The 23,954-nt window shown below is 69.4% G+C and carries 26 protein-coding genes; 16 read left to right on the top strand and 10 right to left on the bottom strand.

The window, feature by feature from the left end:
- Window positions 1-28 precede the first annotated feature (28 nt).
- From DA075_RS08415 to DA075_RS35845, 9 genes are all read left to right on the top strand, one after another.
- Window positions 29-907 (top strand): HNH endonuclease, encoded by an 879-nt coding sequence (locus DA075_RS08415; RefSeq protein ID WP_099952819.1) that lies wholly within the window; start codon window positions 29-31, stop codon window positions 905-907.
- Window positions 904-1,050 (top strand): hypothetical protein, encoded by a 147-nt coding sequence (locus DA075_RS36515; RefSeq protein ID WP_164712165.1) that lies wholly within the window; start codon window positions 904-906, stop codon window positions 1,048-1,050. The genes DA075_RS08415 and DA075_RS36515 overlap by 4 nt, the downstream gene beginning before the upstream one ends.
- A gap of 47 nt (window positions 1,051-1,097) precedes the next feature.
- The gene (locus DA075_RS08410; protein ID WP_244936539.1) at window positions 1,098-1,325 is read left to right on the top strand and encodes a hypothetical protein; all 228 of its coding nucleotides are present in this window, start codon (window positions 1,098-1,100) and stop codon (window positions 1,323-1,325) included.
- Complete coding sequence (locus DA075_RS37090) at window positions 1,322-1,552, top strand: hypothetical protein (RefSeq protein WP_210207022.1); 231 nt, start codon at window positions 1,322-1,324, stop codon at window positions 1,550-1,552. Before DA075_RS08410 ends, DA075_RS37090 begins: the two co-directional genes overlap by 4 nt.
- Window positions 1,553-1,909, top strand: coding sequence for a hypothetical protein (locus DA075_RS08400; protein ID WP_099952817.1), 357 nt, complete (start codon window positions 1,553-1,555; stop codon window positions 1,907-1,909).
- Window positions 1,902-3,158: a site-specific integrase gene (locus DA075_RS08395; protein ID WP_099952816.1), complete on the top strand. Its 1,257-nt coding sequence runs from the start codon at window positions 1,902-1,904 to the stop codon at window positions 3,156-3,158. Before DA075_RS08400 ends, DA075_RS08395 begins: the two co-directional genes overlap by 8 nt.
- Before the next feature lie 404 nt (window positions 3,159-3,562).
- Window positions 3,563-3,922 carry a VanZ family protein gene (locus tag DA075_RS08390; protein ID WP_099952815.1) on the top strand — a complete coding sequence of 120 codons (360 nt, stop codon included), beginning with the start codon at window positions 3,563-3,565 and terminating at the stop codon, window positions 3,920-3,922.
- A 726-nt stretch (window positions 3,923-4,648) separates the two neighbouring features.
- Complete coding sequence (locus DA075_RS08380; RefSeq protein ID WP_099952813.1) at window positions 4,649-4,867, top strand: hypothetical protein; 219 nt, start codon at window positions 4,649-4,651, stop codon at window positions 4,865-4,867.
- Window positions 4,868-5,036: 169 nt separating this feature from the next.
- Complete coding sequence (locus DA075_RS35845; protein ID WP_123834210.1) at window positions 5,037-5,483, top strand: hypothetical protein; 447 nt, start codon at window positions 5,037-5,039, stop codon at window positions 5,481-5,483.
- A gap of 24 nt (window positions 5,484-5,507) precedes the next feature.
- Here DA075_RS35845 and DA075_RS08375 read toward each other — a convergent pair whose 3' ends face one another.
- Window positions 5,508-5,987, bottom strand: coding sequence for an FAD-dependent oxidoreductase (locus DA075_RS08375; RefSeq protein ID WP_099952812.1), 480 nt, complete (start codon window positions 5,985-5,987; stop codon window positions 5,508-5,510).
- A gap of 56 nt (window positions 5,988-6,043) precedes the next feature.
- Between DA075_RS08375 and DA075_RS37010 the strand changes: the two genes are divergently transcribed.
- The 6 genes from DA075_RS37010 to DA075_RS08345 all read left to right on the top strand — a co-directional run bounded on the left by DA075_RS37010 (window position 6,044) and on the right by DA075_RS08345 (window position 12,119).
- Window positions 6,044-6,373: a hypothetical protein gene (locus tag DA075_RS37010; RefSeq protein ID WP_174800074.1), complete on the top strand. Its 330-nt coding sequence runs from the start codon at window positions 6,044-6,046 to the stop codon at window positions 6,371-6,373.
- 230 nt (window positions 6,374-6,603) lie between these two features.
- Window positions 6,604-7,155 carry a hypothetical protein gene (locus DA075_RS08365; RefSeq protein ID WP_244936538.1) on the top strand — a complete coding sequence of 184 codons (552 nt, stop codon included), beginning with the start codon at window positions 6,604-6,606 and terminating at the stop codon, window positions 7,153-7,155.
- Window positions 7,156-7,347: 192 nt separating this feature from the next.
- The gene (locus DA075_RS08360) at window positions 7,348-8,274 is read left to right on the top strand and encodes an ABC transporter ATP-binding protein (RefSeq protein ID WP_099952811.1); all 927 of its coding nucleotides are present in this window, start codon (window positions 7,348-7,350) and stop codon (window positions 8,272-8,274) included.
- Window positions 8,271-9,032: an ABC transporter permease gene (locus DA075_RS08355; protein WP_099952810.1), complete on the top strand. Its 762-nt coding sequence runs from the start codon at window positions 8,271-8,273 to the stop codon at window positions 9,030-9,032. The genes DA075_RS08360 and DA075_RS08355 overlap by 4 nt, the downstream gene beginning before the upstream one ends.
- A 73-nt stretch (window positions 9,033-9,105) precedes the next feature.
- Window positions 9,106-10,722, top strand: a complete 1,617-nt coding sequence (locus DA075_RS08350) for an ABC transporter substrate-binding protein (RefSeq protein WP_164712265.1) — start codon at window positions 9,106-9,108, stop codon at window positions 10,720-10,722.
- Between the two features lie 11 nt (window positions 10,723-10,733).
- A complete protein-coding gene (locus tag DA075_RS08345; RefSeq protein ID WP_099952809.1) occupies window positions 10,734-12,119 on the top strand; it encodes an amidase in 1,386 nt (461 codons plus the stop codon).
- Between the two features lie 69 nt (window positions 12,120-12,188).
- Here the strand turns inward: DA075_RS08345 and DA075_RS08340 are convergent, their stop codons facing one another.
- The 4 genes from DA075_RS08340 to DA075_RS08325 all read right to left on the bottom strand — a co-directional run bounded on the left by DA075_RS08340 (window position 12,189) and on the right by DA075_RS08325 (window position 16,429).
- On the bottom strand, window positions 12,189-13,016 hold the full coding sequence (locus DA075_RS08340) for an SGNH/GDSL hydrolase family protein (protein ID WP_164712263.1): 828 nt from the start codon (window positions 13,014-13,016) through the stop codon (window positions 12,189-12,191).
- Between the two features lie 333 nt (window positions 13,017-13,349).
- Window positions 13,350-13,667 (bottom strand): AtuA-related protein, encoded by a 318-nt coding sequence (locus DA075_RS08335; protein ID WP_099952807.1) that lies wholly within the window; start codon window positions 13,665-13,667, stop codon window positions 13,350-13,352.
- 11 nt (window positions 13,668-13,678) lie between these two features.
- Entirely contained in the window at window positions 13,679-15,016 is a 1,338-nt protein-coding gene (locus DA075_RS08330) for an acyclic terpene utilization AtuA family protein (RefSeq protein WP_099952806.1), read from the bottom strand.
- A 102-nt stretch (window positions 15,017-15,118) separates the two neighbouring features.
- On the bottom strand, window positions 15,119-16,429 hold the full coding sequence (locus tag DA075_RS08325) for a CitMHS family transporter (RefSeq protein ID WP_099952805.1): 1,311 nt from the start codon (window positions 16,427-16,429) through the stop codon (window positions 15,119-15,121).
- A 117-nt stretch (window positions 16,430-16,546) separates the two neighbouring features.
- On the opposite strand from DA075_RS08325, the gene DA075_RS08320 reads away from it, so the two are divergent.
- Window positions 16,547-17,455: a LysR family transcriptional regulator gene (locus DA075_RS08320; protein ID WP_099952804.1), complete on the top strand. Its 909-nt coding sequence runs from the start codon at window positions 16,547-16,549 to the stop codon at window positions 17,453-17,455.
- Between the two features lie 195 nt (window positions 17,456-17,650).
- Here DA075_RS08320 and DA075_RS08315 read toward each other — a convergent pair whose 3' ends face one another.
- From DA075_RS08315 to dctP, 5 genes are all read right to left on the bottom strand, one after another.
- A complete protein-coding gene (locus tag DA075_RS08315) occupies window positions 17,651-19,174 on the bottom strand; it encodes a malonate--CoA ligase (protein WP_099952803.1) in 1,524 nt (507 codons plus the stop codon).
- A 94-nt stretch (window positions 19,175-19,268) separates the two neighbouring features.
- Entirely contained in the window at window positions 19,269-20,675 is a 1,407-nt protein-coding gene (locus DA075_RS08310) for a malonyl-CoA decarboxylase (RefSeq protein WP_099952802.1), read from the bottom strand.
- A gap of 159 nt (window positions 20,676-20,834) precedes the next feature.
- Window positions 20,835-22,187 (bottom strand): TRAP transporter large permease, encoded by a 1,353-nt coding sequence (locus DA075_RS08305; RefSeq protein ID WP_099952801.1) that lies wholly within the window; start codon window positions 22,185-22,187, stop codon window positions 20,835-20,837.
- Window positions 22,184-22,834: a TRAP transporter small permease gene (locus DA075_RS08300; protein ID WP_099952800.1), complete on the bottom strand. Its 651-nt coding sequence runs from the start codon at window positions 22,832-22,834 to the stop codon at window positions 22,184-22,186. Before DA075_RS08300 ends, DA075_RS08305 begins: the two co-directional genes overlap by 4 nt.
- Entirely contained in the window at window positions 22,831-23,868 is a 1,038-nt protein-coding gene (dctP, locus tag DA075_RS08295) for a TRAP transporter substrate-binding protein DctP (protein WP_099952799.1), read from the bottom strand. The genes DA075_RS08300 and dctP overlap by 4 nt, the downstream gene beginning before the upstream one ends.
- Window positions 23,869-23,954: the final 86 nt, after the last annotated feature.

The following is a 23,954-nucleotide window of genomic DNA, read 5'->3' as shown; positions in this document are numbered from 1 at the left end:
CGGCCTTCCTGATCGGGAGGGGCGCGTGATGGGCGCCGTCCTCTCCGGCGCAACCGAGGCGCCCTCCATACCCGCCGCGCAGATGGCCTCTCGCCACCGCGCCACAAAGGCCGAGCAACGCGCGGCCGCGCTCATCGCGAAGGTCGCCGCCGGCCACACCCGCCTTTCGAACGAACGGCCCTCTCTCTTCGAGATCCGCGAGGTGCTGCAGGAGCTCTGGGCCGCACGACGCGCGGTCGACGAGGTCCACTTCGCGGCGCTCGGCGTCGCCGACTTCTGGGAGGATCCGGCGAGCGATCATCCGGCGGGCCGGCGAGACGATCGTGCGGTTCCGGAGGCCGGAGCTGATGGCGTCGGCTCAGATCGGGAGCGCGCGGCCGTGATGACGGAGGCCTCGACCCCGACCAAACGGCGCGCCCGACGCCCCGACGAGATGACCCGCTTCCGCGAGTGGCTGACGGCCAACGGCGCGGAGGTGCTAGCGCCGACCAACGAGTGGGAGGTGGTGCGCTTCCGCGGCGATCAGGGCGTGTCGATCGTCTACCGGAACGCCACCAAGTCGATCTCCCGGATGACCGGCCAGGCGGCCGAGGCGCTGGCGACCTTCCGCACCGGCGGCACGATGCGGTTCGTGAGCCGCGGCCGAACCGTCATCACCCGGGCCGAGCCCCTGGTGCGCGCCCTCGTCGAGCGCGACGGCGCCGCCTGCTTCTACTGCGACGAGTCCTTCACCGACGCGCTGCCGCCGACCCGCGAGCACCTGCTGAGCCGGACCCATGGCGGCCCGGACCACATCGCGAACCAGGCTCTCGCCTGTGAACCCTGCAACCGCCGAGCCGGCCACCTCTCGCTCGTCGAGAAGATCCGGCTGCGCGATCGGCTCCGGGCCGAGAGGAGCGCGTCATGAGCCGCACCGACCGCCAGGCCGCGACTGCGGCCGTCCTCGCGGCCCTCGGCGCCCCGACGCCCTGCTGGCCGCTCACCACGAGTGGGCGCCAGATCTGCGACGCACAGGGCCGCGTTCGGCTCATCGTCGTGCCGGTCTCCTGACCACGCACCCGATCGCCGCCCGCGGCTTCGTCAGCGATCTGCGCGGCATGCAGTGGGCCGACACCTGTGTGCTCCTGCTTCCCTGCGGGCGCTCGGCGCACCTCAAGGCGGGATGGTTCTGCGGCCAGGGCAAGCGGTGCCTGATCCTGACCCAGGACGGTGAGGAGCCGGAGCTGATGCAGCTCCTCGCGACCGACATCTGCATCTCGCTCGACGAGGTGATCCTGAAGCTCGCGGGCGGCCCTGCGGCTGCGCTCGCCATCGCGGCTGAGTGAGCGACATGCCCGAGATCATCGTCAGCTGCGACCAGTGCTCCGGCACCGGCTGGGCCACCCACGAGGACCGACACACCGAGACGCGGCAGGACCAGTGTCGGACCTGCGGCGGGACCGGACAGGTGCCGGCCCGACCGGGCGAGAGCCGCGAGACCTCGTGGCCGTGGGCCGTGCCAGGGGCGCAGCAGGTCGCCGCCCCGGTCACCACAGAAGGAGAGGGGGTCTAGATGCCGCGCGCCAGCGCCAGCGTTCCCCGGGCCCCCGATGTCCGTTTTCGGGTCGAGCCCGGCGACATCCCGGCCGAGAAAGTGGCGCGCCGACTGCACCTGACGCCGGCTGCCTTCGAGGCCTGCAAGGTCCGCCTCTTCATGCGGGGATTCCCGCGTCCCGATCCGGACACCGGCATGTACGACCTCGAGGCGATCGACCGGTGGCGGCATCGGCGGCACCCAGGGCTGTTCCCGGAATTGACGGCCGGCGGCGAAGCGCCGACACCTGCGGCTCCGGTGAAGAGTTTCGGGGAGCTGGCCCGTGAAGGGGAGAGGCTGCGCCGGGAGGCCGCGAAAGGGCGGCGGAATGGTTGACCTGCCGCGCCATGTCCGCGGCCGGCCCAACCCCAGCGGCCGTATGTACTTCTCGTTCGAGAAGGGGCGCGGCACCCCCACGGCCTGGCCGCCGGTGCCGCTACCGTTCGACCCCCAGGGTGACGAGTTCTGGCGCCGGTGCCAGCAATGCCAGGCGCTCCATGCGGAGCGCGACGGCGAGGACTGGGCGTGGTTCTGGCTCGGACAAGGCGAGCGTCGGCACCTGCTACCGCAGCCGCGCGGGGAGGGAGGTCCGCAAGCCTTCTGGTCAGCCGTCGACCAAGCCGAGAAGAGCGACCGAACCGCGGACGGCAAGGCTCGCCGCACCTTCGGCGCCCTGATCGACCTCTACACGGCGCACCCAGCCTACTCGAACCTCGCCGACCTGACGAAGCGCGACTACGACCGTCACCTGCGCGCGATCCGCCAGGATTGGGCAGACCGTCCCGTTGCCGAGTTCACGGCGGTTGATGCGCAGGAAGCGATCGACGCTCGATCTGGGACCCCGGCCGTCGCCCGCTACTTCCGGTCGGTGCTCTCCAAGCTGCTCGCCTTCGGCGTGCCCCGCGGCTTCTGCGCCACCAACGTCGTGCGCACCACCGAGAAGGTCGAGCACGAGGTCGAGCCGCACGTGCCGTGGACCGATTGGGCGTTCGAGGCCTTTTTCGAGCATGCCCGCCCCGGGCTGCACTTGCCGGTCTATTCGGCCCTCTACACCGGCCAGAGGTCGGTCGACGTGATCCCGATGGCGCGACCGGCGAAGGGGGCGAACGCCGTCGAGCTCGTCGCCCGGAAGACCGGTGCGGCGGTCTACGTGCCGATCCACAGCGAGTACCGCGAGATCCTGGAGCGCACCCACATCGACCACGCTGCGCTGCATCTGCGCGAGGATGGCGAGCCTTGGACCCTGGCAGCCTACCGCACCGCCTGGCAGCGCGACCTCACCAGCGTAAATGCGAAGGGACAGCCGACCAGCGCCTCGCCGGCGAAGAAGGCGGCCATGGCGCGCCTGCGTGAAGGCGGGTTCGTATTCCACGGCCTGCGGAAGAACGCGGTGAACATGCTGCTCGAGGCCGGCAACACCGAGGCCGAGGTGTCGGCGATCGTCGAGATGTCCGAGCAGATGGTGCGCCACTACAGCCGCGACGTGAACAAGCGACGTCTGGCCGTGAACGGGATGAAGAAGCTGGAGGAGGCCTGGGCGCAGACCCGCGCCAACCTATTCGGACCCGGATCGGCTCGGCATTGAAGGGCCAGAAGCTGTGTCCAATTCCTTGATTTAAGGGCCCGTTTTTGCCCTATCCAGGCGGCCTATTTGGACACAATCGCCATTGAAATCATTGTGAAAAACCAGAGAGCAAAATTACTTTTAATCTGTAGGTCCTGGGTTCGAGTCCCAGCGCGCTCACCATTTTCCTGGCCGAACAACCACTTGGGCAAGCGCTCATCTGCGGCCATCTGGCCGGCGTGTCCAAGATCGCCGGGCCACGCCGGCGACTGCGCCGATCCGGAGGCTGCGCATCGGTCGCTCCCCGGTTCGTCCGCGGCGCGCTGGTGCCGGCCGCGAGCCGGCTCTACGGCCTTCAAAAGCCGAGCGCGCCGGGTGTTTGGTCTTGCCGCCGGCCCCGGCATGCACGATGCCTTACTCCCGACATGACAGCTCATTTCATCCAGCGGCTCGCCCGCATCTCGACACCGTTCGCGGTGCTGGCCCTCATCATTCTGTCCTGGCTTCCTGGTACCGAGAGGCCGCATACCGGACTTGCAGGTCAGGTGGAGCATTTCATTGCTTACACCCTGACCGCGGCGGGCATTGTTATCGGCTTCCCACACCGGATTCAGACCGTGGCGCTGATGTTGATCGGATTGAATGCGGTGCTTGAGGTCGGACAGATTTGGATCCCCGGCCGCACATCGCAGTTCATCGATTTTGCAGCCAGCTGTGGCGGTATAGTGCTAGGCCTGTTCGCAGGCTATTCCGTTGTGAGGCTATGGCTCGCGCGGACGCTTTAGGAGGCCTGCACAGGTCTGACCGGCGGCGCCGATCGGGCGAGGCGCATCAGTCTTCCCCATCTCGGATTAACGCCAGGGGCGATAAAATCCCGCCGAATGTTGTTTGGGCTGAAACAGTGCAGGGGACGCTTCCTATCAGCAGCCTGTGGCATCAGACTGCCGGGCATAATCGGGAGCCTTGTCTCTGATTCAGATCTCAGGCCGGCGCACTCAGAGATCTCGCAACACCTTCGATTTTATCTAAGATGTTAATCGATCGGCAACGCATTCGTGGGCATATCGCACTGGTTTTGCGCGATTCTTAGCCAGGCAGATCAGAGGCCCTATGATCTTAATCACGTTCGCAGGGCTGGTGGGCGGCATCGCCACGGGTGCCTTGACATGGCCGAGTGGGATTTTTCCCGCCCTGTTCATGTCGTCGATGGCGGGGAGCGGATTCGCGGCCTTCGCTGCCATCATCGTCATGGCGCGTCGTGGGGAGGACTGGGCGACCGGTGAGGACCTCCGCGAGCCCGCCGACGAGATGGTCACGAGACTCCGCGACGTCGCCGCCCGCGGCCGGGCACTCGATGGGAAGGAGCCTTCCGAGCCGAAGCGCTCCCGGGCTGCGTAGGCGTCGCCAGCAGCTGTTCCGGACGAGGGATTGGTCGAGGCTGTGGCTCCGCGCCGCCTTGCCGGCAGGGCCTCAGTGGCCATGGTGCAGCCCCTCGACGTGTCAGGGGCTCCATGCTCAAATCCGCTCTCGTCATCACCATCGTCAGCTTGCTGCTCAGATCGACCAGGGCGATCTGGGCTTTGCTTTTCATCTCCGCCTTAGCCACCGCTGGCGTCCTGCACTTGCTGACCCACGACCATATTGGCGCGGCTCGCGCGCTCCGCGACCTCAGCCTGCTCGATGTAGTGGGCAGCGCCGTCTACGTCGCAGGGATCGCTCTGTTCGGTTGATCTGGCGATCCGGTTCAGGATCCTGCGCCAGCCTAGATTCGTGATTGCGATCCGGCTGGGGCGCCCCGAACGACGGCATGGTCTAAGCACCTTGACCTGATGACAGCCGCGGTTTTAATGATTTATTAAATCATTGAGACTGGCGATCATCTTTCGAGGAACAGGCAACATGAACCGGAGCACAAGATTTGTGGCCATGCTGTCTGGGACCGTGATGGCTTCGCCTGTATCAGCCGAGACTATCACCCAGCATCTCTCTGTCCAGCAAGGCAAGTCCCTGATGGTCGATGCGATATATGCCCTGAAGGATGATTGCTCTCCTGGCCCTTTCCCGGAAATCCGAGTGAAGCAAATGCCGGCCAATGGGCAACTGAAGGCCGGCGCTGCTCGCTTTCCAATTGCCACCGACAAACATTGTCCGAATGTCGTCGCGAAATCTCTCGCCGTCTCGTATTTTCCATATCCTAATTTTACGGGCGAAGAGACGATCGCCGCCAATGTACTGATGCCAAATGGCAAAGAGAATGTATACAAGTGGATTATCAAGGTGACGCCGCAGCTTGAGAGTTCGATCCAGGCATCTCAGGTGTCCGCTCGCCCTCGTTCGACACCTTGAAGCCAGTCGAGGCTGGGGCGGGCATCAGTTCGCTTGCCGCGCGTTGATGCCAGTGGCGATCAGCGCCGGGCGGAGGTCCGACGCGTCGTGATTGGCGATCCCGGTCTGCATGTCCGGCCGGATCGCCGGCTTCGCGATCGGGGCGGCCATGATGCCGGCGGCCTCGGCCGAGCCCATATGCGCCATCTCCATGCGCAGCGCGCCGAAGCCGGTGTGACGCGCCGACGCCGCGAAGGTGACCTGCAGGTTCATGGCCTCGGACGCCGGAGGCGTCGGGTACTCCGCCGGGACCGGGAAATGGCGATTGCCGGCAGGGGTCTGGAGCAGGTTCCGCTCGTTGATCGTCCTGGCCGTGACCGTCGAGGTGCCCACGAACCGCCGGACGCGGTGGCTGTCGATGCCGCAGGAGCCGACGCCGACCGAGTTCGGCGGCCGCGGTACGGTGACGTCCCTGGCTGTCCCGTCCGATGCGCCGAGCGTCAGCGCCCGTGCGGCTGATTGCATGACGCGTCTGCGCGAGGGCGGGTTCGTTTGCCACGGCCGCCGCAAGACCGCTCGACATGCTCCTCGCGGCCCGCTGCACCGAGCCCGAGATCTCAGCGATCGTCGAGATGGGCGAGCAGATGGTGAGACACCACAGCCGCGACGTGAACGAGCGCCGGCTCGCGGCGAACGGGATGAAGAAGCTGGAGGAAGCGAGGACGGAGACCCGCACAAGCCTGTTCGGCTCGAGCGGGACGGCGCGACATCGACCCGCCGCGGCTATGTTCAAAATCCGGTCCGCAACCGCGCGATTCGGCATCGTGCCGGCCCTTTATTTGGAAGGGCCGCCGCTTGAAATCGTTGGCAAAAATTCGCCGGCAAAAATACTTTCCGCCGACAGGCCCTGAGCTCGAGTCCCAGCGCGCTCACCAAGTTTTCTGCACACGTCATTGGCATGCGGCCGCATCGGCGTTTCTGCGATCGGTTCGTGAGTTTGTGCTGCCGATGTCGCGCGCATGATGATGTCGGTCGTCGGCAACACTGACCCGGCGCTACCCTCGTTGACGCTGCACCGCGCCTATGCAAGGAGCCGTTGCCCAGTTTCTCTGGAGGGGCGATGTCGGGGAATGATGCGCTCATGAAAGCCTTGGCTGATGTGAGCGAAAGGAGGGCGGCGCTCGAGGCCGAGTACGAGCGCATCGGGGCCGAGCTGGCGAAGCTCCGGCTCGCCGAGAACGCGCTCAGGGCGATCGTCGAGGATACGCCGATCGAGGATCTCGGCCTGTCGCGGCCCTCCGCGGGACCGGCCTCCGGCCCGGACCGGGGCGAGCCCCGGGCGAGCGGACGGCGCGGTCCGCGGGGGCCGCGGGCGAACTCGACCAAGGGCCGCCTCAAGGCACTGATCGACGGGGCCGGGCCGCAGGGCCTGTCGCAGCCGCAGATCCTGCGCGCGTTGCCCGACGCCGCGCCGGCGACCATCAACGCCTACTTGAGCGCCATGGTGACGGCCGGCGAGGCGCTGCTGGTCGGCAACTTCTACACCAAGCCCCGGACCCGGGACGACGAGGCCGAGCGGCCGGAGGACGACGAGGACACCCACGAGGACGCCTATGACGGCGACGACCTCGCCGACGAGGACGGACCGGAGCAGGACGGCCCGGATCGCGACGGGCCCGGTAGAAACGCCTGATCCCGTGCCGCCGGGTGCGCTGGCGCACCACCCCGACCGCCAGAAGGGGTGCACATCCGGGCAACACCCGACCGGTTTCTCGTCGCGCCCCGGTCGGGCGAGGCGACTTGCCGGCGCAGGATGGTGGCGGTCCGGCCTCTCGCGGCCTAGGTGATCGGCCACCCCGTCAGCCCTGACACGCCCCGGGACCGGATGACGCCCATCATCGCGATCACTAACCTGTCGAAGACCTACGCCTCGGGTCACGCCGCGCTCCAGCGCGTCGACCTGACCATCCGCCAGAGCGAGATCTTCGCCCTGCTCGGGCCGAACGGCGCCGGCAAGACCACCCTCATCAGCATCATCTGCGGCATCGTCACGCCGAGCACCGGCACGGTGACGGTCGGCGGGCACGACATCCTGGCCGAGCCCCGCGCCGCGCGGCGCCTCATCGGCCTGGTGCCGCAGGAGCTCACCGCCGACGCCTTCGAGACGGTATGGGCGACGGTGAGCTTCAGCCGCGGCCTGTTCGGCCTGAAAGCCGACCCCGCCCATATCGAGCAGGTCCTGCGCGACCTCTCGCTGTGGGAGAAGCGCGACGCCCGGATCATGACCCTGTCGGGGGGCATGAAGCGGCGCGTGCTGATCGCCAAGGCGCTCGCGCACGAGCCGCGCATCCTCTTCCTCGACGAGCCCACCGCCGGCGTCGACGTGGCGCTCCGCCAGGACATGTGGCGCCTGGTGCGCCGCCTGCGCGACCAGGGCGTCACCGTGATCCTGACCACCCACTACATCGAGGAGGCCGAGGAGATGGCCGACCGGGTGGGGGTGATCGCCAAGGGCGAGATCGTGCTGGTCGAGGAGAAGGCCGAGCTGATGCGCAAGCTCGGCCGCAAAGAGCTGACGCTCCAGCTCCACGACCCCCTGCGCTCCCTGCCGCCGGCGCTGGCCGGCCATCCGCTGGCGCTGTCGGAGGACGGCAGCACGCTGACCTACACCTACGACACCAAGGCGGAGCGCACCGGCATCACCACGCTGCTCACCGATCTCGCCGCCGCCGGCATCCGTTTTCGCGATCTCCAGACCCGTCAGAGCTCGCTCGAGGACATCTTCGTCGATCTCGTGAGGGACCACGCATGAACTGGCCCGCCATCCGCGCCATCTACGGCTTCGAGATGCACCGCGCCTTTCGGACGCTGCTCCAGAGCATCGTCGCGCCGGTGATCTCGACTTCGCTCTACTTCGTGGTGTTCGGCGCCGCGATCGGCGGGCGGATCACCTCGGTCGACGGCGTGCCCTACGGCGCCTTCATCGTGCCGGGGCTGATCATGCTGACGCTGCTCACCCAGAGCATTGCCAACGCCTCGTTCGGCATCTACTTCCCGCGCTTCTCCGGCACGATCTACGAGATCCTGTCGGCGCCGATCTCGGCGTTCGAGATCGTCGCCGGCTATGTCGGGGCGGCGGCCACCAAGTCGATCATGCTCGGGCTGATCATCCTGGCGACCTCGGCCCTGTTCGTGCCGCTGCGCATCGAGCACCCCGTCGTGATGGTGCTCTTCCTGGTTCTCACCGCCGTCACCTTCAGCCTGTTCGGCTTCGTGATCGGGCTGTGGGCGGACGGGTTCGAGAAGCTGCAATTGGTGCCGCTCCTCATCGTCACGCCGCTGACCTTCCTCGGCGGCAGCTTCTACTCGATCGACATGCTGCCGCCCGTGTGGCGGGGGTTGAGCCTCGTCAACCCGGTCGTCTACCTCATCTCCGGCTTCCGCTGGAGCTTCTATGGCCATTCCGACGTCAACCCGGCGGTGAGCCTCGGCATGGCTCTGGTGTTCCTGGTCGCCTGCCTGGCGGCGGTAGCGTGGATCTTCCGGACGGGGTACCGGCTCAAGAGCTAACCCCTAGACTGTCCGAGAGCCGGAATGGCCCGGCTCTTGCGGCGGCGGACGCGCCATCACGGAGCCCGCCGCCATGCCCCGCCCGCTCTGCTCCTTCGCCGCCCTCCCGGCGCTCCTCCTCGGGCTCGCGCCGGCCCTCGCGCAATCGCCCTCCGCCGGGTCGGTCCTGCGCATCGGCATGACCGCCGCCGACGTGCCGACCACCACCGGCATGCCGAATAACGGCTTCGAGGGGATGCGCTTCCTCGGCTACCCGGTCTTCGAGGGGCTGGTCCTGTGGGACCTCTCGCGCACCGACCGGCTGGCGACCCTGCGGCCGGGCCTGGCGGAACGGTGGGAGCAGGCGCCGGACGACAAGACGACCTGGATCTTCCACCTGCGCCAGGGCGTGCGCTTCCATGACGGCACGCCCTTCGATGCCGATGCGGTGATCTGGAACCTCGACCGCTACTTCAAGGCCGACAGCCCGCAATACGAGCCGCCGGCCGCCGGCATCACCCGGGCGCGGGCGCCGTTGCTCGCCGGCTACCGCAAGATCGACGACCGCACGGTCGCCATCACCAGCGCGAGCCCGGCCTCGTACTTCCCCTACATGGTGGTCTACCTGCTCTTCACCTCGCCGGCCTCGTTCGAGGCGGCCGGACGGGACTGGGCCAAGGTCGGGATGCTGCCGGCGGCCGGAACCGGGCCGTTCCGCATCACCGGGGTGCGGCCGCGCGAGGCGGTCGAGCTCGCCCGCAACCCGGATTACTGGGACCGCGACCACCGCGCCCAGGTCGACCGGGTGCGGCTGATGCCGATCCCGGAGGCCAATGCCCGCATCGCGGCACTCCGCGCCGGACAGGTCGACTGGATCGAGGCGCCGGCGCCGGACGGGCTCGCCTCCTTGCGGCAGGCGGGATTCGTCATCACCACCGGCTCCTACCCGCATGTCTGGCCGTGGTTCTACAATATCGGCGCGGCGGGCAGCCCGCTGAAGGACGTGCGGGTGCGCCAGGCGCTCAACTACTGCATCGACCGGGACGGCCTCGTGACCTTCCTGAACGGCACCGCCGAGCCGGCCGTGGGCTGGCTGAAGGCCTCCGACCCGGATTTCGGCGCACCTGAGAACCGCTACCGCCTCGACCCCCGGAAGGGCAGGGCGCTGCTCGCGGAGGCCGGCTTCACCGACAAGCGACCGCTGTCGCTCAAGGTGATGATCTCGACCTCCGGCTCGGGCCAGATGCAGCCGCTCCCGATGAACGAGTTCCTGCAGGAGAACCTGAAGCAGACCTGCAACGTCGATGTCAGCTTCACCGTGGTCGAGTGGCAGGTGCTGCTCAATGCCGGGCGGGCGGCGCCGGACGCGCCGGCGCTCCAGGGGGCGAACGCCCTCAACGTCTCCTCGCCCTCCTCGGACGTCGCCGTGATGGCGCGCTACTTCTACTCCGCCAACGTCTCGCCGAAGGGCTTCAACTTCCCGCAATGGGCGGATGCCCGCTTCGACGCCGCGCTCAGGGAACTCGCCGGGGCGACCGACCCGGCGGCCGTCGCCCGGGCGACGCGGGCGGCGCATGAGCGCCTGGTCGACGATCCGCCCTGGCTGTACATCGTGCATGATCTCAACCCCAGGGCGATGTCGCCGCGGGTCAAGAACTTCGTCTCGCCCCAGTCGTGGTTCGTCGACCTGACCCGGATCAGCGTGCAGTGAGGAGTAATCCCGTGACCGATCCCACCGAGCTTCCCGCGCATCAGCTCGCCCGCGCCATCGCCTCGCGGAAGATCTCGCCGGTCGACGCCGTCGAGGCGCATCTCGCCCGGATCGGCCGGCTGGAGCCGAAGCTCCGGGCCTTCGTCGAGGTCTATGCCGACGACGCGCGGCTCGCCGCCGACGGCGCCGACCGGATGATCCGCGCCGGCCACGCCGTCGGCCCGCTGCACGGCGTGCCGGTGGCGCTCAAGGACCTGATCGACCTGGAGGGCCGGGTCACCACCGGCGGCTCGGCGCATTTCCGCGAGCGCCGCGCCACCGAGACCGCGACGATCGCGAGGCGGATGCTGGCGCAGGGCATGATCGTGCTGGCGAAGACCCACACGGTCGAGTTCGCCTATGGCGGCTGGGGCACCAACCAGCACATGGGCACGCCCTGGAACCCGTGGGACCTCGCGACGCCGCGGACGCCCGGCGGCTCCTCGAGCGGCTCGGGCGTCGCGGTGGCGGCCCGGATGGCGCCCTGGGCGATCGGCACCGATACCGGCGGCTCGGTGCGGCTGCCGGCCTCGTTCTGCGGGCTGACCGGCCTCAAGGTCACGATCGGCCGGGTCAGCACCGCCGGCATCGTGCCCTTGAGCACCAGCCTCGACACGCCGGGCCCCATGGCGCGCAGCGTCGAGGACGTGGCGTTGCTCTACACGATCCTGTCCGGGCCCGACCCGCGCGACCCGAACACGAGGGGCATCGCCCCCGAGGACCCGATGCCGGCGCTGCATCGCGGGGTGCGGGGCCTGCGCCTCGCCCGGATGCCGGCGGCGGAGCGGGCGGGGGTCTCGTCCGAGATGCTGGAGGCCTACGACGCCTCGCTGGAGGCGCTGGCGAAGCTCGGCGCCGAGATCGTCGAGGTCGACCTGCCGTTCCGCTTCGTCGATCTCGTGACCGCCTCGGCGATCGTGCAGGCCGAGTGCTACTTCTTCAACGGCGCGCTGTCCGAGGACCGGGCCTCGCGCCTCGACGAGGATGTCCGCCTGCGCACCCTCGCGGGCGCCGGGGTGAGCGCGCAGGACTACCTGCGCACGAAGCGGTTGCAGCAAGAGATGAAGGTCGCCTTCGCCCGGGCGATGGAGGGCGTCGACGCGCTCCTGACGCCGACTACCGAGACTGCCGCGATCCCCCTCGACGCCGTCGACCAGGCGGTGATGCCCTCGCGCTTCACCCGCTTCGGCAACCTGCTCGAGCTCTGCGCCCTGGCGCTGCCGAACGGCTTCACGGCGGGCGGCCTGCCGCTCTCGCTCCAGATCGTCTGCCGCGGCTACGACGAGGCGACGGCGCTCCGCATCGGGCAGGCGTATCAAGGGGCGACGGAGTGGCACCTGCGGGGACCGGCACTCTGACAAGGCCGCGCCCTCGAACGGGATCGTTCGAGGGCGCGGGTCAGCCGACGCGAGGATGTTGAAAGGGGCTTAGCCCCGCTTCAGAGCCGTACTCCCCGGCAGCGGCGGGCGCTTGGCGCGGGCGACGGCCTGGAGCGGATCGGGCCGCGGGGTCACGGCATCGAGGATGTCGCGGCCCAGCGCCTGGGCGAGGCAGGCATAGCCCTGGTCGCCCATATGGAACTTGTCGGAGGACAGCATGCCGGCGAGCAGGCCCGGATCCTGGCGGTTCCAGTCCTTCATCAGGGCATAGCGCGAGAAGACCGGCACCTCGGCCCCGGTCGCGACCGCCGCGACCAGGCCGACGAAGCGCTCGTAGCGGGCGTGATCGGGGATCGCCGGGTAATATTGCTGGTCGAGGATGATCAGGTCGCTGCCGGCGGCGCGGACCAGGGCGATGCCCTGTTCGAGCCGGACCCGGAACGCCGCCTCGCTGGCGCCGGTGATCGCGTCGTTGGTGCCGACCTGCCAGATCACCAGGTCGGGCTTGACCGGCTGGGACAAGACCTCGGCGAGGCGCGCCAGCGTCCGGTCGGCGGTCTCGCCGCCGATGCCCGCATTGGTCACCTCGACCGGAGTGCCGCGCCAGGCGGCGCGCAGGGACTGCTCCAGGAGGCGCGGGTAGGTCCGGTCCGGCGCGGAGGCGCCGACGCCCTCGGTCGAGGACGAGCCGATGGCGAGCACCCGCACCGCCTCGCGCCGCGCCACATGGGCCTCGGTCACGCCGAGGCTCATCCGCTCGGCCGCTGCCGGCAGCGGGGCCGGGCAGGCCGCCGCCGGACGGGCCGCAACCAGATGACCGGCAAGGATGGCCGCCGACAGGCAGGCCATCCGGCCCAGGTGAAACCGGGAAAGCATGGCAGTTCCGGGCAAGGGGGAAGACGAACCGATTGGTTCCGTATTTATCGGTAACATGCGCGTTACCGCCGATCCAGCCGAAAATGAAGCTGAGCCAAGTCCAGCCCCAGCGCTCTGCTCGGCTGGTCAGCGAAAGCGGTGGCGACCGCGGAGAACTGCGGAGGTTCGGCTCACCGCCAGTTAAGCTTGAGCACCCGTTGAAGGACGATTCTCCGCGCGTGACCTCGATACGCATGCCAGGATGGGACGCGATCGCGGGGCGGCCGGCAATCCCTGGCGGGCCGCCCTCCACATCATCCCAGGGCGCCCGCGACGCTTACGGCGCGAGCCGGCTCACGCCTCGGGCTCGTCCGGGATCTCCAGGTCCAGCAACGCCGCGCTCAAGCCCTTGCCGTGGGCGTCGAGCGCCAGCGAGCGGGTGACGCCGCCACCCAAGGCCCCCGTCATCACGAAATTGAGGGCGCCGAGACGGGGGAGGGCGTAGCGCGTCACCTCGCCCTGGACGATGCCGGCGAAATGGGCCCGCACCCGCTCAGCGGTGACGTGGCGTTCGAGCCGCTGGTAATCGGCCGGATCGTGAGCGATCAGCGAGATGTTGGCGGTGTTGCCCTTGTCGCCGGTGCGGGAATGGGCGAGCGCGCGCAGCTTCATCGTCGTCTCCCTCACGCCTCGATCATCCGCACGCTCGGCCGGGCGAGCGCCGCCGGCACCAGCACCGAGAGCACGCCGACGACCTCGCGGGCCGATTTCCAGGCTCCGCCGCCGCCGGCCGGGCCGTTGGTGTAGAGCGTCTCGACCTCGTTGCCGATTCGCGCCGCCTCACCGAGGCTGTCGCAGCGGCCGGCGACGCGGACCCGGACCTCGTAGGGCTCCGTCTCCCCGGCCAGGCCGGCGCCGTGCAGGGAATCGACGCCGATCAGGTCGAAGCGCAGCTCGCTCGCCTGGACGCCGGTGATCTCCAGGCGCTCGCGCACGATGTCGAGGGCGAGTCGGCCTCGGGCCGCCGCGCCCGGGCCCGCATAGGAGATCTGGCCCTCGCCGATATAGGAATCGATCAGCCCGACCGAGACCTTGAGGAGCCCGGTCGCCGGCGCGCCGCGTCCGCCCGTCACCCGCACCCGGTCGGGGCCGATTGCCTCCATCGTCACCTCGGAGAAGTCCGCCACCACGTCGGGCTGAAGGTAGCGGGCAGGGTCGTGAACTTCGTAAAGCAGCTGCTCCTTGCAGGTGGCGAGCGTCACCTGTCCGCCCGATCCCGGCACCTTGGTGATCTCGATCCCGCCCTCCTCGTCGACGATGCCGATGGGGAATCCGAGGCGGGCAAGACCGGCCACGTCCTTCACCCCGGGATCGGCGAAGTAGCCGCCGGTGATCTGGCCGGCGCATTCGAGGAGATGGCCGGCGAGCGTGCCGCGGCCGAGCCGGTCCCAGTCATCCAATGCCCAACCGAAGGCGTGGATGAGGGGGGCGAGGAACAGAGCCGGGTCGCCGACCCGGCCGGTGATGACGACGTCGGCGCCTTTCGCCAGAGCCTCGGCGATCGGGCCGGCGCCCAGATAGGCATTGGCCGAGATCACCCGGTTGCCGAGGTCGCGCACCCGGCCGCCGGTCTCGAGGATCTCGCCATCGCCGGTGCCGACCGACTCCAGCACGTCGTCGCCGAGCACCGCCGCCACCTTGAGGCCGGTGAGCCCGAGGTCGCGGGCGATCCCCTGTGTCTTCTCCGCGGCGGCGAGAGGGTTGGCCGCCCCCATATTGGTGACGATGCGGGTGCCGTTCCGGCGGCACGGCTCCAGCACCGCCCGCATCCGCGCTTCCAGCAGCGGGTCGTAGCCGGCGGCGGGATCGCGCAGGCGGGCCTGCTGGGCGAGCGCGATGGTGCGCTCGGCCAGGCACTCGAAGACGAGGTAGTCGAGGGCGCCGTGCAGGGCGAGCTCGATCGCGGGCTCGATCCGGTCGCCGGCATAGCCGGCCCCGGCGCCCAGGCGGATGGTTCTCATGATGTGTCCTCCTTGGGTTGCCTTCGCCTCCGGCGAAGGCGTCCGGCGCATCGGCGCCGGCGCCCGTCCGGGCTGTCCGGCACCCTCACGGGTGCCGGGGAATCAGAGCGGGAAGACCCCGAAGGCGACGGCCGCGAAGGTCATCACCACGGAGGCCGCGAGCAGGAACGGGAAGGTGAACTTCTGGTGGTCGGCGAGGTCGATGCCGCACAGGCCGCAGACCAGGAAGGTCGCCGGCGTGAGCGGGCTGACGGGGAAGCCGGTGGTCATCTGGCCGAGCAGCGCTCCTTGAGCCACCTGGAGCGGCGGCACGCCGAGCTGGTGGGCGACCTCGGCCACCACCGGCAGCACCCCGAAATAGAAGGAATCCGGATCGAACAGCATGCTGAGCGGCATCGAGACGAGACCGAGCGCGAACGGGATGTGCGGGGCGAGGCCGGGCGGCACGAAGGCCACGGCTCCTTGCGCCATCGCCTTCAGCATGCCGGTGCCCTGCATGATGCCGGTGAACACGCCGGCCGCCAGCAGGATCGACGCCATCAGGATCGCCGCCTTGGCGTGGGCATCGATGCGCTGGCGCTGCGCGTCGACGCCCGGATAGTTGATGATGAGCGCCAGCGCCGTGCCGAGCATGAACATCAGGGCCGGCGGGATTTTTTCCGCCATCAGCACCATGGTGCCGAGCACCGCGACGGTGAGGACGAGGTTCGGCCAGAACCGGTCCGGACGGCGTAAAGCCCGCTCGGCCTCGCTCAGCGCCCGCCCGCCGGCGGCGGCCGCCTCCGCCGTCCCGGCCCCGGCACGCTTCAGCCGGCGCTCCTCGCGCAGGCCCAGCCAGTACGAGACGCCGAAGATGAAGAGGAGGCCGACCGCCTGCACCGGCACCAGCGGCGCGAAGATGTCCGGGATCGGCAGCTTGAGGGCGGCGGAGGCCCGGATCATCGGTCCGGTCCAGGGCAGGAAGTTCACGCCCGCCGCCAGCGACGCCGCGCAGGCGAGGATGCGCCGGTCGATCCCGACCCGGTCGTAGAGCGGCAGCATCGCCGGGATGGTGATCAGGAAGGTCACCGCGCCCGAGCCGTCGAGGTGGATCAGCAGCGCGAGCAGGGTCGTGCCGGGCACGATCCGGCTCGGCCGCGTGCCGACGGTGGCGAGGATCCGGTCGATGATCGGGTCGAGCAGGCCGGCATCGCTGACGATGCCGAAGAACAGGATCGCGAAGACGAACATCCCGACGACCGGCGCCAGGCTCTGGATGCCGGCGAGCACGAACTTGCCGGTGTCGAGACCGAAACCGCCGACGAGGGCGGCGGCGACCGGGATGACGATCAGCGCCACGAGGGGCGACAGGCGCTTGGTCAGGATGGCGGCGAGCAGCAACGCGATCGTGCACAGGCCGAGCAGGGCCAGCATCGTTTCCTCCTGAGGGTTCGGCGCTCGGACGTGGCGCCGTTCGGTGTCCCCAAATCACATCAAGGGCCCGGCGATCCGGCAATTGAAAAGATCGGATCGCCCCAATAACCATCCGTTATGGATCTCAACCTGCGCCACGTCCGGGCCTTCGTGTCGGTCGCGCATCTGCGCAGCTTCACCCGGGCCGCCGCCCTCCTGAACCTGTCGCAGCCGGCCCTGACGGTGCAGATCCGCCGGCTGGAGGAGGCGCTGGCGGTGCGCCTCCTCGACCGCAACAGCCGCAGCGTCGCGCCGACCCGGGTCGGGCACGAGCTGCTGCCGGTGTTCCAGCGCGTGCTGCGCGAGCTCGACAGCGTGGTCATCGATACCCGCGACCTCGCGGCCCGCCGCCACGGCACGGTGCGGATCGCGGCCCTGCCCTCGGTGGCGGCGGGGGTCCTGCCGGACGCGATCGCGGCCTTCCGGGCGGCGCATCCGCGGATGAGCTTCGTCGTCAAGGACGCCATCGCCGAGCGGGTGCTGGCGCTGGTGCGGCGGGAGGAGGTCGATCTCGGGGTCACCGGCGGCGAGGTGCGCGACCCCGATGTCGCGGTGCTCGCCCGCGCGGCGGATGCCCTGCACGTCGTCTATCCGGCGGGCCACCCGATCGGGGATGATGAGACCGTGACGCTGGAGGCCCTGGCCGCGTACCCGCTGGTGCTGATGGATGCCGAGACCAGCGTGCGCGCGGTGGTGGACGCCGCCTTCGTGGCCGCCGGCCGCCTTCCGGTGACGGCCTGCGAGGCGACCTACATGATGACGGCGGTCGGCATGGTGCGGGCCGGGCTCGGCCTCACCATCCTGCCGGGCTCCGCCCGCGAGATCCGGGCCGAGCCTTCCTTACGCTCGCGCCCGATCGCCGAGGCGAGCTTTTCCCGCCCGGTCTGCCTGATCGCGAAGGCGGGGCGCACGCTGCCGGCCGCAGCGGAGGACTTTTTGGCGGAGCTGGTGCCGGCTTTGGAGGCGGAGTTTTCGGGGGTGGGGTGAGGGGCTGCGGCGGGCGCGCTCCAGGTTATCTCGGAACCGCCTGGCAAGGATCGAAGACGATCGGGATGCCCGATGCGAATCCCGCTAGATCTGCCCGAGGCCAATAAGGCACGTCTCCCCTCTCCCGAGTGGGAGACGTGCCTTGTCGCCATTCGATCCGATCAACGGAAAGCGCATGACCCCGATCGAGAGCCCTCAGCCCCCATACAGCCCCTTATGCGTCTCGCGCAGCAGGTTCTTCTGCACCTTGCCCATGGTGTTGCGGGGCAGCTCGTCCGCGATGATGACGCGCTTGGGCAGCTTGAACTTGGCGAGCCGGCCTTCGAGCGCCGAGAGGATCGCGGTCTCGCTCGGGGCCTCCGCGCCGCGCGGCACCACCACGGCGGTGACGCCCTCGCCGAAATCCGGGTGCGGCACACCGATCACCGCCGATTCGAGCACGCCGGGCAGCCCGTCGATCTCGGTCTCGACCTCCTTCGGGTAGACGTTGAAGCCGCCGGTGATGATCAGATCCTTGCCGCGCCCGACGATGTGGACGTAGCCGCGCTCGTCCAGCTTTCCGAGGTCGCCGGTGATGAAGAAGCCGTCGGCCTTGAACTCGGCGGCGGTCTTCTCCGGCATGCGCCAGTAGCCCTTGAACACGTTGGGCCCGCGCACCTCGATCATCCCGACCTGGTCCGCCGCCAGGGCCCGGCCGGTCTCCGGGTCGACCACCCGCAGCGAGACGCCCGGCAGCGGGAACCCGACCGTGCCGGCGACCCGGTCGCCGTCATAGGGGTTCGAGGTGCTCATGTTGGTCTCGGTCATGCCGTAGCGCTCGAGGATCGCGTGGCCGGTCCTCTCCTGCCACTCGCGATGGGTCTCGGCGAGCAAGGGCGCCGAGCCGGAGACGAACAGGCGCATCCCGGCGGTCGCCTCGCGGGTCAGGCCCGGCTCCTTGAGGAGGCGGGTGTAGAAGGTCGGCACGCCCATCAGCGCGGTCGCGCGGGCCATCAGCGACAGGATCAGCGGCGGATCGAGCTTGGGCAGGAAGACCATCGCGGCGCCCGACATCAGCACCGTGTTGGTGGCGACGAACAGGCCGTGGGTGTGGAACACCGGCAGGGCGTGGATCAGCACGTCCTGCGGCGTGAAGCGCCAGTAATCGACGAGGGTGAGCGCGTTCGACGACAGGTTGTCGTGGGTCAGCATCGCACCCTTCGAGCGCCCGGTGGTGCCCGAGGTGTAGAGGATCGCCGCGAGATCGTCCGAGGCGCGGGGCACGTCGGCGAAGTCGCCGGTCTGGCCCGCGGCCTCGGCCGCCATGGTGCCTTCGCCCCTGGCGTCGAGGGTGCCGACCTGCTTGACGCCCGCCGTCTCGGCCACGGGCTTCAGGGCGTCGAGCTTGCCCGGATCGCAGACGAACAAAGCCGGCTCGGCGTCGCCCAGGAAGTAGGCAATCTCGGCGGGGGTGTAGCCGGTGTTGAGCGGCAGGAAGACCGCGCCCGCCCGCACGCAGCCGAGATAGAGCGCGATCACCGCCGGGCTCTTCTCGACCTGCACCGCGACCCGGTCGCCGGGCGCGACACCCAGGCCGACGAGGGCAGCGGCGTAGCGGCCGGATTCGGCGATCAGGTCGGCGTAGCTCCAGCGCAGGCCCTCGGGGGTCTCGAGGAACACCTTGGCCGACGGATCGGCGGGGAGGCGGGAACGGACGATGTCGAAGAAATGGTTGGACATGGACTGATGCTCTCGGAGACCGGCGACGACATGATCGCGCCGGCTGATCGAAGATCGCGTGATCCTCTCTCCCATACGGGGGAGGGGAGAAGGCTCAAGCCTCCGCCAGCGCCACGGACCGCGCCGGCGGCAGGTTCTGGCGCAGCTCGCGGTTGACCGTGAGCGAGGCCGAGACGGTGCCGAGATTGGCGTAGGTCTCGTGGTTCTTCTCGATCGCCGCGAGGTCGTAGAGGTAGTTGACCATCAGGCCGTAGCCCTGCGACAGGCCCTTCGGCGAGATGTCGCCCAGGAAGTTCAGGCGCTCCAGCCGCGCGCCGTTGCCGAGGTGGAAGCGCGCCACCGGGTCGACCGGCTTGCCGCGCGGGGTCTTGGCCCGCAGGAAGTAGTAGGCGGCGGCCGGCAGCAGGGCCTTCTTCACCGCGTCCGCCTTGGCCTTGTCGGTGTGCCAGTCCGGCTGGTCGAGGTGGCGCAGGGTCTCGACGTCCTCGCGGGTGAGGCCCTGCGGTGCGTCGGACCGGCGCTCGCGGTCGAGCCAGGTGCGGAAGGTCGGCACCGGCGAGAGGGTCACGAAGGTCTTCAGCGCCGGCATCTCCCGGCAGAGATCCTCCACCACCTGCTTGATCAGGAAGTTGCCGAAGGTGATGCCGGCCAGGCCCTTCTGGCAGTTCGAGATCGAGTAGAAGATGGCGGTCGTCGCCTCGCGGGTGTCGGTGGGGCGGCGATCGTTGGCCAGGATCGGGGCGATCGCCGCGGCGATTCCGGTGGTGAGCGCCACCTCGACGAAGATCAGGGGCTCGTCGAGGAGCGCCGGGTGGAAGAAGGCGAAGCAGCGCCGGTCCGGCGGCTCGATGCGCCGGCGCAAATCGTCCCAGTCCGAGATGGCGTGCACCGCCTCGTAGCGGATGATCTTTTCCAGGATATGGGCCGGGGTGGTCCAGTCGATCCGGCGCAGGACCAGGAAGCCGCGGTTGAACCACGACGCGAACAGGTGCTCGAAGTCGGAATCGAGGCTCTCGACCGCCTCCGCCAGGGCGGGGTCCGGCTTGTCGGCCTTGCGGGCGGCGTCGCGCAGGGTGAACAGATCCTCGCGCATCCGCACCAGCGCGATCGTGCCGTCGCGGGCGAGGTTGAGGCGGCGGATCAGCTCCTGCGAGCGCGGCTCGGCCGCCTCGTGCAGGCGCCCGAGGGCCGCCCGGGACGGTGCCTTGGCGTAGGCCGCGATGGCGCCCTCCACCGCCGCGTGGTCGGCCCCGAACTCGAGGGCGATGCGACGCAGGAAGTCGTGGCGGTCGTCCCGCCCGAAGCTGTCGTAGCGGTCGAGGATGATGCGGGCGAGCGCGACGCCCGAGGCCTCGCCGCGCCGGGAGATCAGGTCCTCGCAGAGCTTCACCACCTCGGCGACGGTCGCCTTGGCGGGATCGTCGCGGCCGAAGGCGATCAGCCCGCGGCCTCGGTCCGAGATGCTCTGGAGGAGGTCGCCGAGGAACGAGATCGCCGCCATATCGCTCTCATCACGTCCGGGCCGTCCCCGCGGGTCGGGGTCGGGACCGCTCTTCGGAAGATAGGGCTCCGCGGGGGACGCGGAGAGGAGGGAGGGGCGCCATCGCGCGGCGCCCCGTTTCGCCCGGGTCATGGTGGCGCCTCTGCCATGGTGGCGCCTCTACTTGGTCGAGGGCAAGAGGAGATCCGGCAGCCACAGCGCGATGCCGGGGACGGCGCAGAGGACCAGGATCGCGATCGCCATCAGGATCACGAAGGGCAGGGTGCCCCAGATGATCTCGGAAAGCGGGATGTCCGGCGCGATGTTCTTGATGACGAAGATGTTGAGGCCGACCGGCGGGTGGATCAGCCCCATCTCCATGGTGATCGTCATCACCACGCCGAACCAGACCAGGTCGAACCCCGCTTCCCGGAGCGGCGGCAGGATGATCGGCGCGGTCATCAGGATGATCGAGACCGGCGGCAGGAAGAAGCCCAAGGCCACCACCAGGAGAAGGATGGTGAGGAGCAGGAGCCACGGCGACAGATGCATCGCCACGATCGCGGCGGCGGCAGCCTGCGAGATGTGGAGGTAGCTCATCACGTAGGCGTAGAGCAGCGACATGCCGATGATCAGCATCAGCATGGTGGATTCGCGCAAAGTCGCGATCAGGATCGGGCTCACGTCCCGGGCGCGCCACACGCCGTAGATCGCGGCGATCAGCGCCAGCGCCAGGAGGCCGCCGAGGCCGGCCGTCTCGGACGGCGTGGCGTAGCCGCCATAGAGCGCCACCATGACGCCGGTGAGCAGCACCACGAAGGGCAGCACCCGCGGCAGGGTCGAGAAGCGCTGCGCCATCGAGTAGCGGTCTTCCGCCAGGATCGGGTGCTCCGGCCCGCCGGTGACGTAGGCGGCCCGCGCCATGGCGAATTCGCGCCGGAAGCGCCAGACGGCGTAGGCCGCGAAGAGCAGGACCAGCAGCAGGCCCGGGCCGATGCCGGCGAGGAAGAGCCGGCCCAGCGACTGCTCGGCCGCCACCGCGTAGAGGATCATGGTGATCGAGGGCGGCAGCAGGATGCCGAGCGTGCCGCCCGCCGCGATGATGCCGGCGGCGAAGCCCCCGGAATAGCCGCGCCGGCGCATCTCCGGGATGCCGGCCGAGCCGATCGCCGAGCAGGTCGCCGGGCTCGATCCCGCCATGGCGGCGAAGAGCGCGCAGGCAAAGACGTTGGCGATGCCGAGGCCCCCCGGGATCTTGTGCATCCAGGCATGCATCGCCGAGTAGAGGTCCTGGCCCGCCTTCGACCGGCCGATCGCCGCGCCCTTCAGGATGAAGAGCGGGATCGACAGGAGCGTGATCGAGGCCATCTCCTCGTAGACGTTCTGCGCCACCGTATCGAGGGAGGCGCCGGGCATGAAGGCCAGCATGAAGACGAGCGCCACCGCGCCGAGCGCGAAGGCGATCGGGATGCCGGCGAGCATCGCCCCCAGGGTGGCGCCCGCATAGAGGGTGCCGATGATCGCGGTGCTCACCGGGAGGCATCCTTCTTGTCGTGCTTCTTGGCGCGCTCGAGGTCGGCACCCAGGCCGATCTTCGGATCGGCGAAGCCGGCGGCCTCCGGGCCGCGGGCGACCGCCTCGGCGATCTGGAGCAGGAACTGCAGGGCCAGCAGCGTCATGCCGACCGCCATCAGCGAGTAGGGGATCCAGAGCGGCGGGCCCCAGGTCGATTGCGAGATCTGGCCGTCTTCCCAGGCCTCGTGCAGCAGGGTCCAGCTCTTCCAGGCGAAGAAGGCCACGAAGGCGAGGCTGACCCCATCGGCGAAGAGCAGGCGCAGGCGGTTCGCCCGCGGCGACAGGAGGCCCGTCAGCGCCTCGATGGCGACGTGGCCGCGCCGCGCCTGGACGCCCGCCGCCGACAGGAAGGTGGCGCCGACGATGAGGAACACCGCCGTCTCGTCCTGCCACTCCGTCGGGATCTTCAGCAAGTAGCGGACGACGACGCTGTAGCTCAGCACCAGGCAGGCCGCCACGAGGGCGACGCCGCCGAGCAGCAGGATCAGCCGGTTGAGCCCGCCCATCGCGGCGTCGATCGCCGCGAGGGGGCCGGGGAGCCGGGGGCGAATGCCCGCGCGCTCCGGTTCCGCGGCGGCGGAGGCCGCGTCGAAGGCGTGGCTCACGCGACCGCCTCCGCCAGCTTCAGCATCTCGGCGCAGGAGGACGACTTCGCGGCGTAGTCCTTCCAGGCCGAGTCGCGGGCGATGTCGCGCCAGCGGTTGAGCGTCGCCTCGTCGAGGGTCTCGACCTTGGCGCCGGCCTTGGAAAAGATCTGCTCGACCCGGGTGTCGTCGGCTTGCGCGCCCTCCTGGCCGAAGGATTCGAGCTCGGCGCCGACCGCCATGATCAGGTCGCGCTGGTCCTTTGGCAGGCCGTCGAAGATCGCCTTCGACATCATGATCGGCTCGAGCATGAACCAGTACGAGCGGCCGCGGCCCGAGGTGAGGGACTTCGACAATTCTTCCAGCCGGAACGAGATCAGGCTGGTCGAGGAGGTGATGACCGCGTCGCAGGCGCCGGTCTGCATCGCCGCGTAGGATTCGTTCGAGGGCAGGCTGAGGGTGGCGGCGCCCGCCGCCTTCATCATCAGGTCCATCTCGCGCGAGCCGCCGCGGACCTTCAGGCCCTTGGCGTCCTCGGGGCGCACCAGGGCGCGGTCGCGGCTCGCCACGCCGCCCGCCTGCCAGACCCAGGAGACCAGCACGATGTTCTTCGAAAGCAGGATCTCGGTGAGCTTGCGGCCGACCGGCGCCGACTTCCAGGCCATCGCCTGCTGGTAGGAGGTCACGAGCGCCGGCATCAGCCCGATATTGGTCTCCGGCACCTCGCCGCCGGCATAGGGCAGCGGGTAGAGGCTCATGTCGAGGGCCCCCTTGCGCATCGCGCTGAACTGGGCGTTCGTCTTCATCAGCGACGAGCCGGGATAGACCTGGACGTCGAGCGCGCCCTTCGAGCGCTCCTTCACCGCGACCGCGAACTTGCGGCACATCCGGTCGCGAAAGTCGCCCTCGTCGATCGTGCCGCCCGGGAACTGGTGCGAGAGCTTCAGGGTCGTGGCGGCCTGCGCGGCGCGCCCGAGGCCGATCAGGGCAGGCGCGGCGAGGCCGGCGGCCAGGAGGGACCTACGCGTCACGACGGTGCGGCGGGTGAAGGCCATGGCGTTTCCTCTGAGGTGAGCGCGGCTCGCATCCCGCGTCGGTGGCGCTCGGGCAGGTTGCTGTCCTGCCGCTTCATGCACCCAGA

The organism is Methylobacterium currus, from assembly GCF_003058325.1.
GTDB classification, from domain to species: domain Bacteria; phylum Pseudomonadota; class Alphaproteobacteria; order Rhizobiales; family Beijerinckiaceae; genus Methylobacterium; species Methylobacterium currus.
This window is presented reverse-complemented; position numbering and strand designations above follow the sequence as displayed.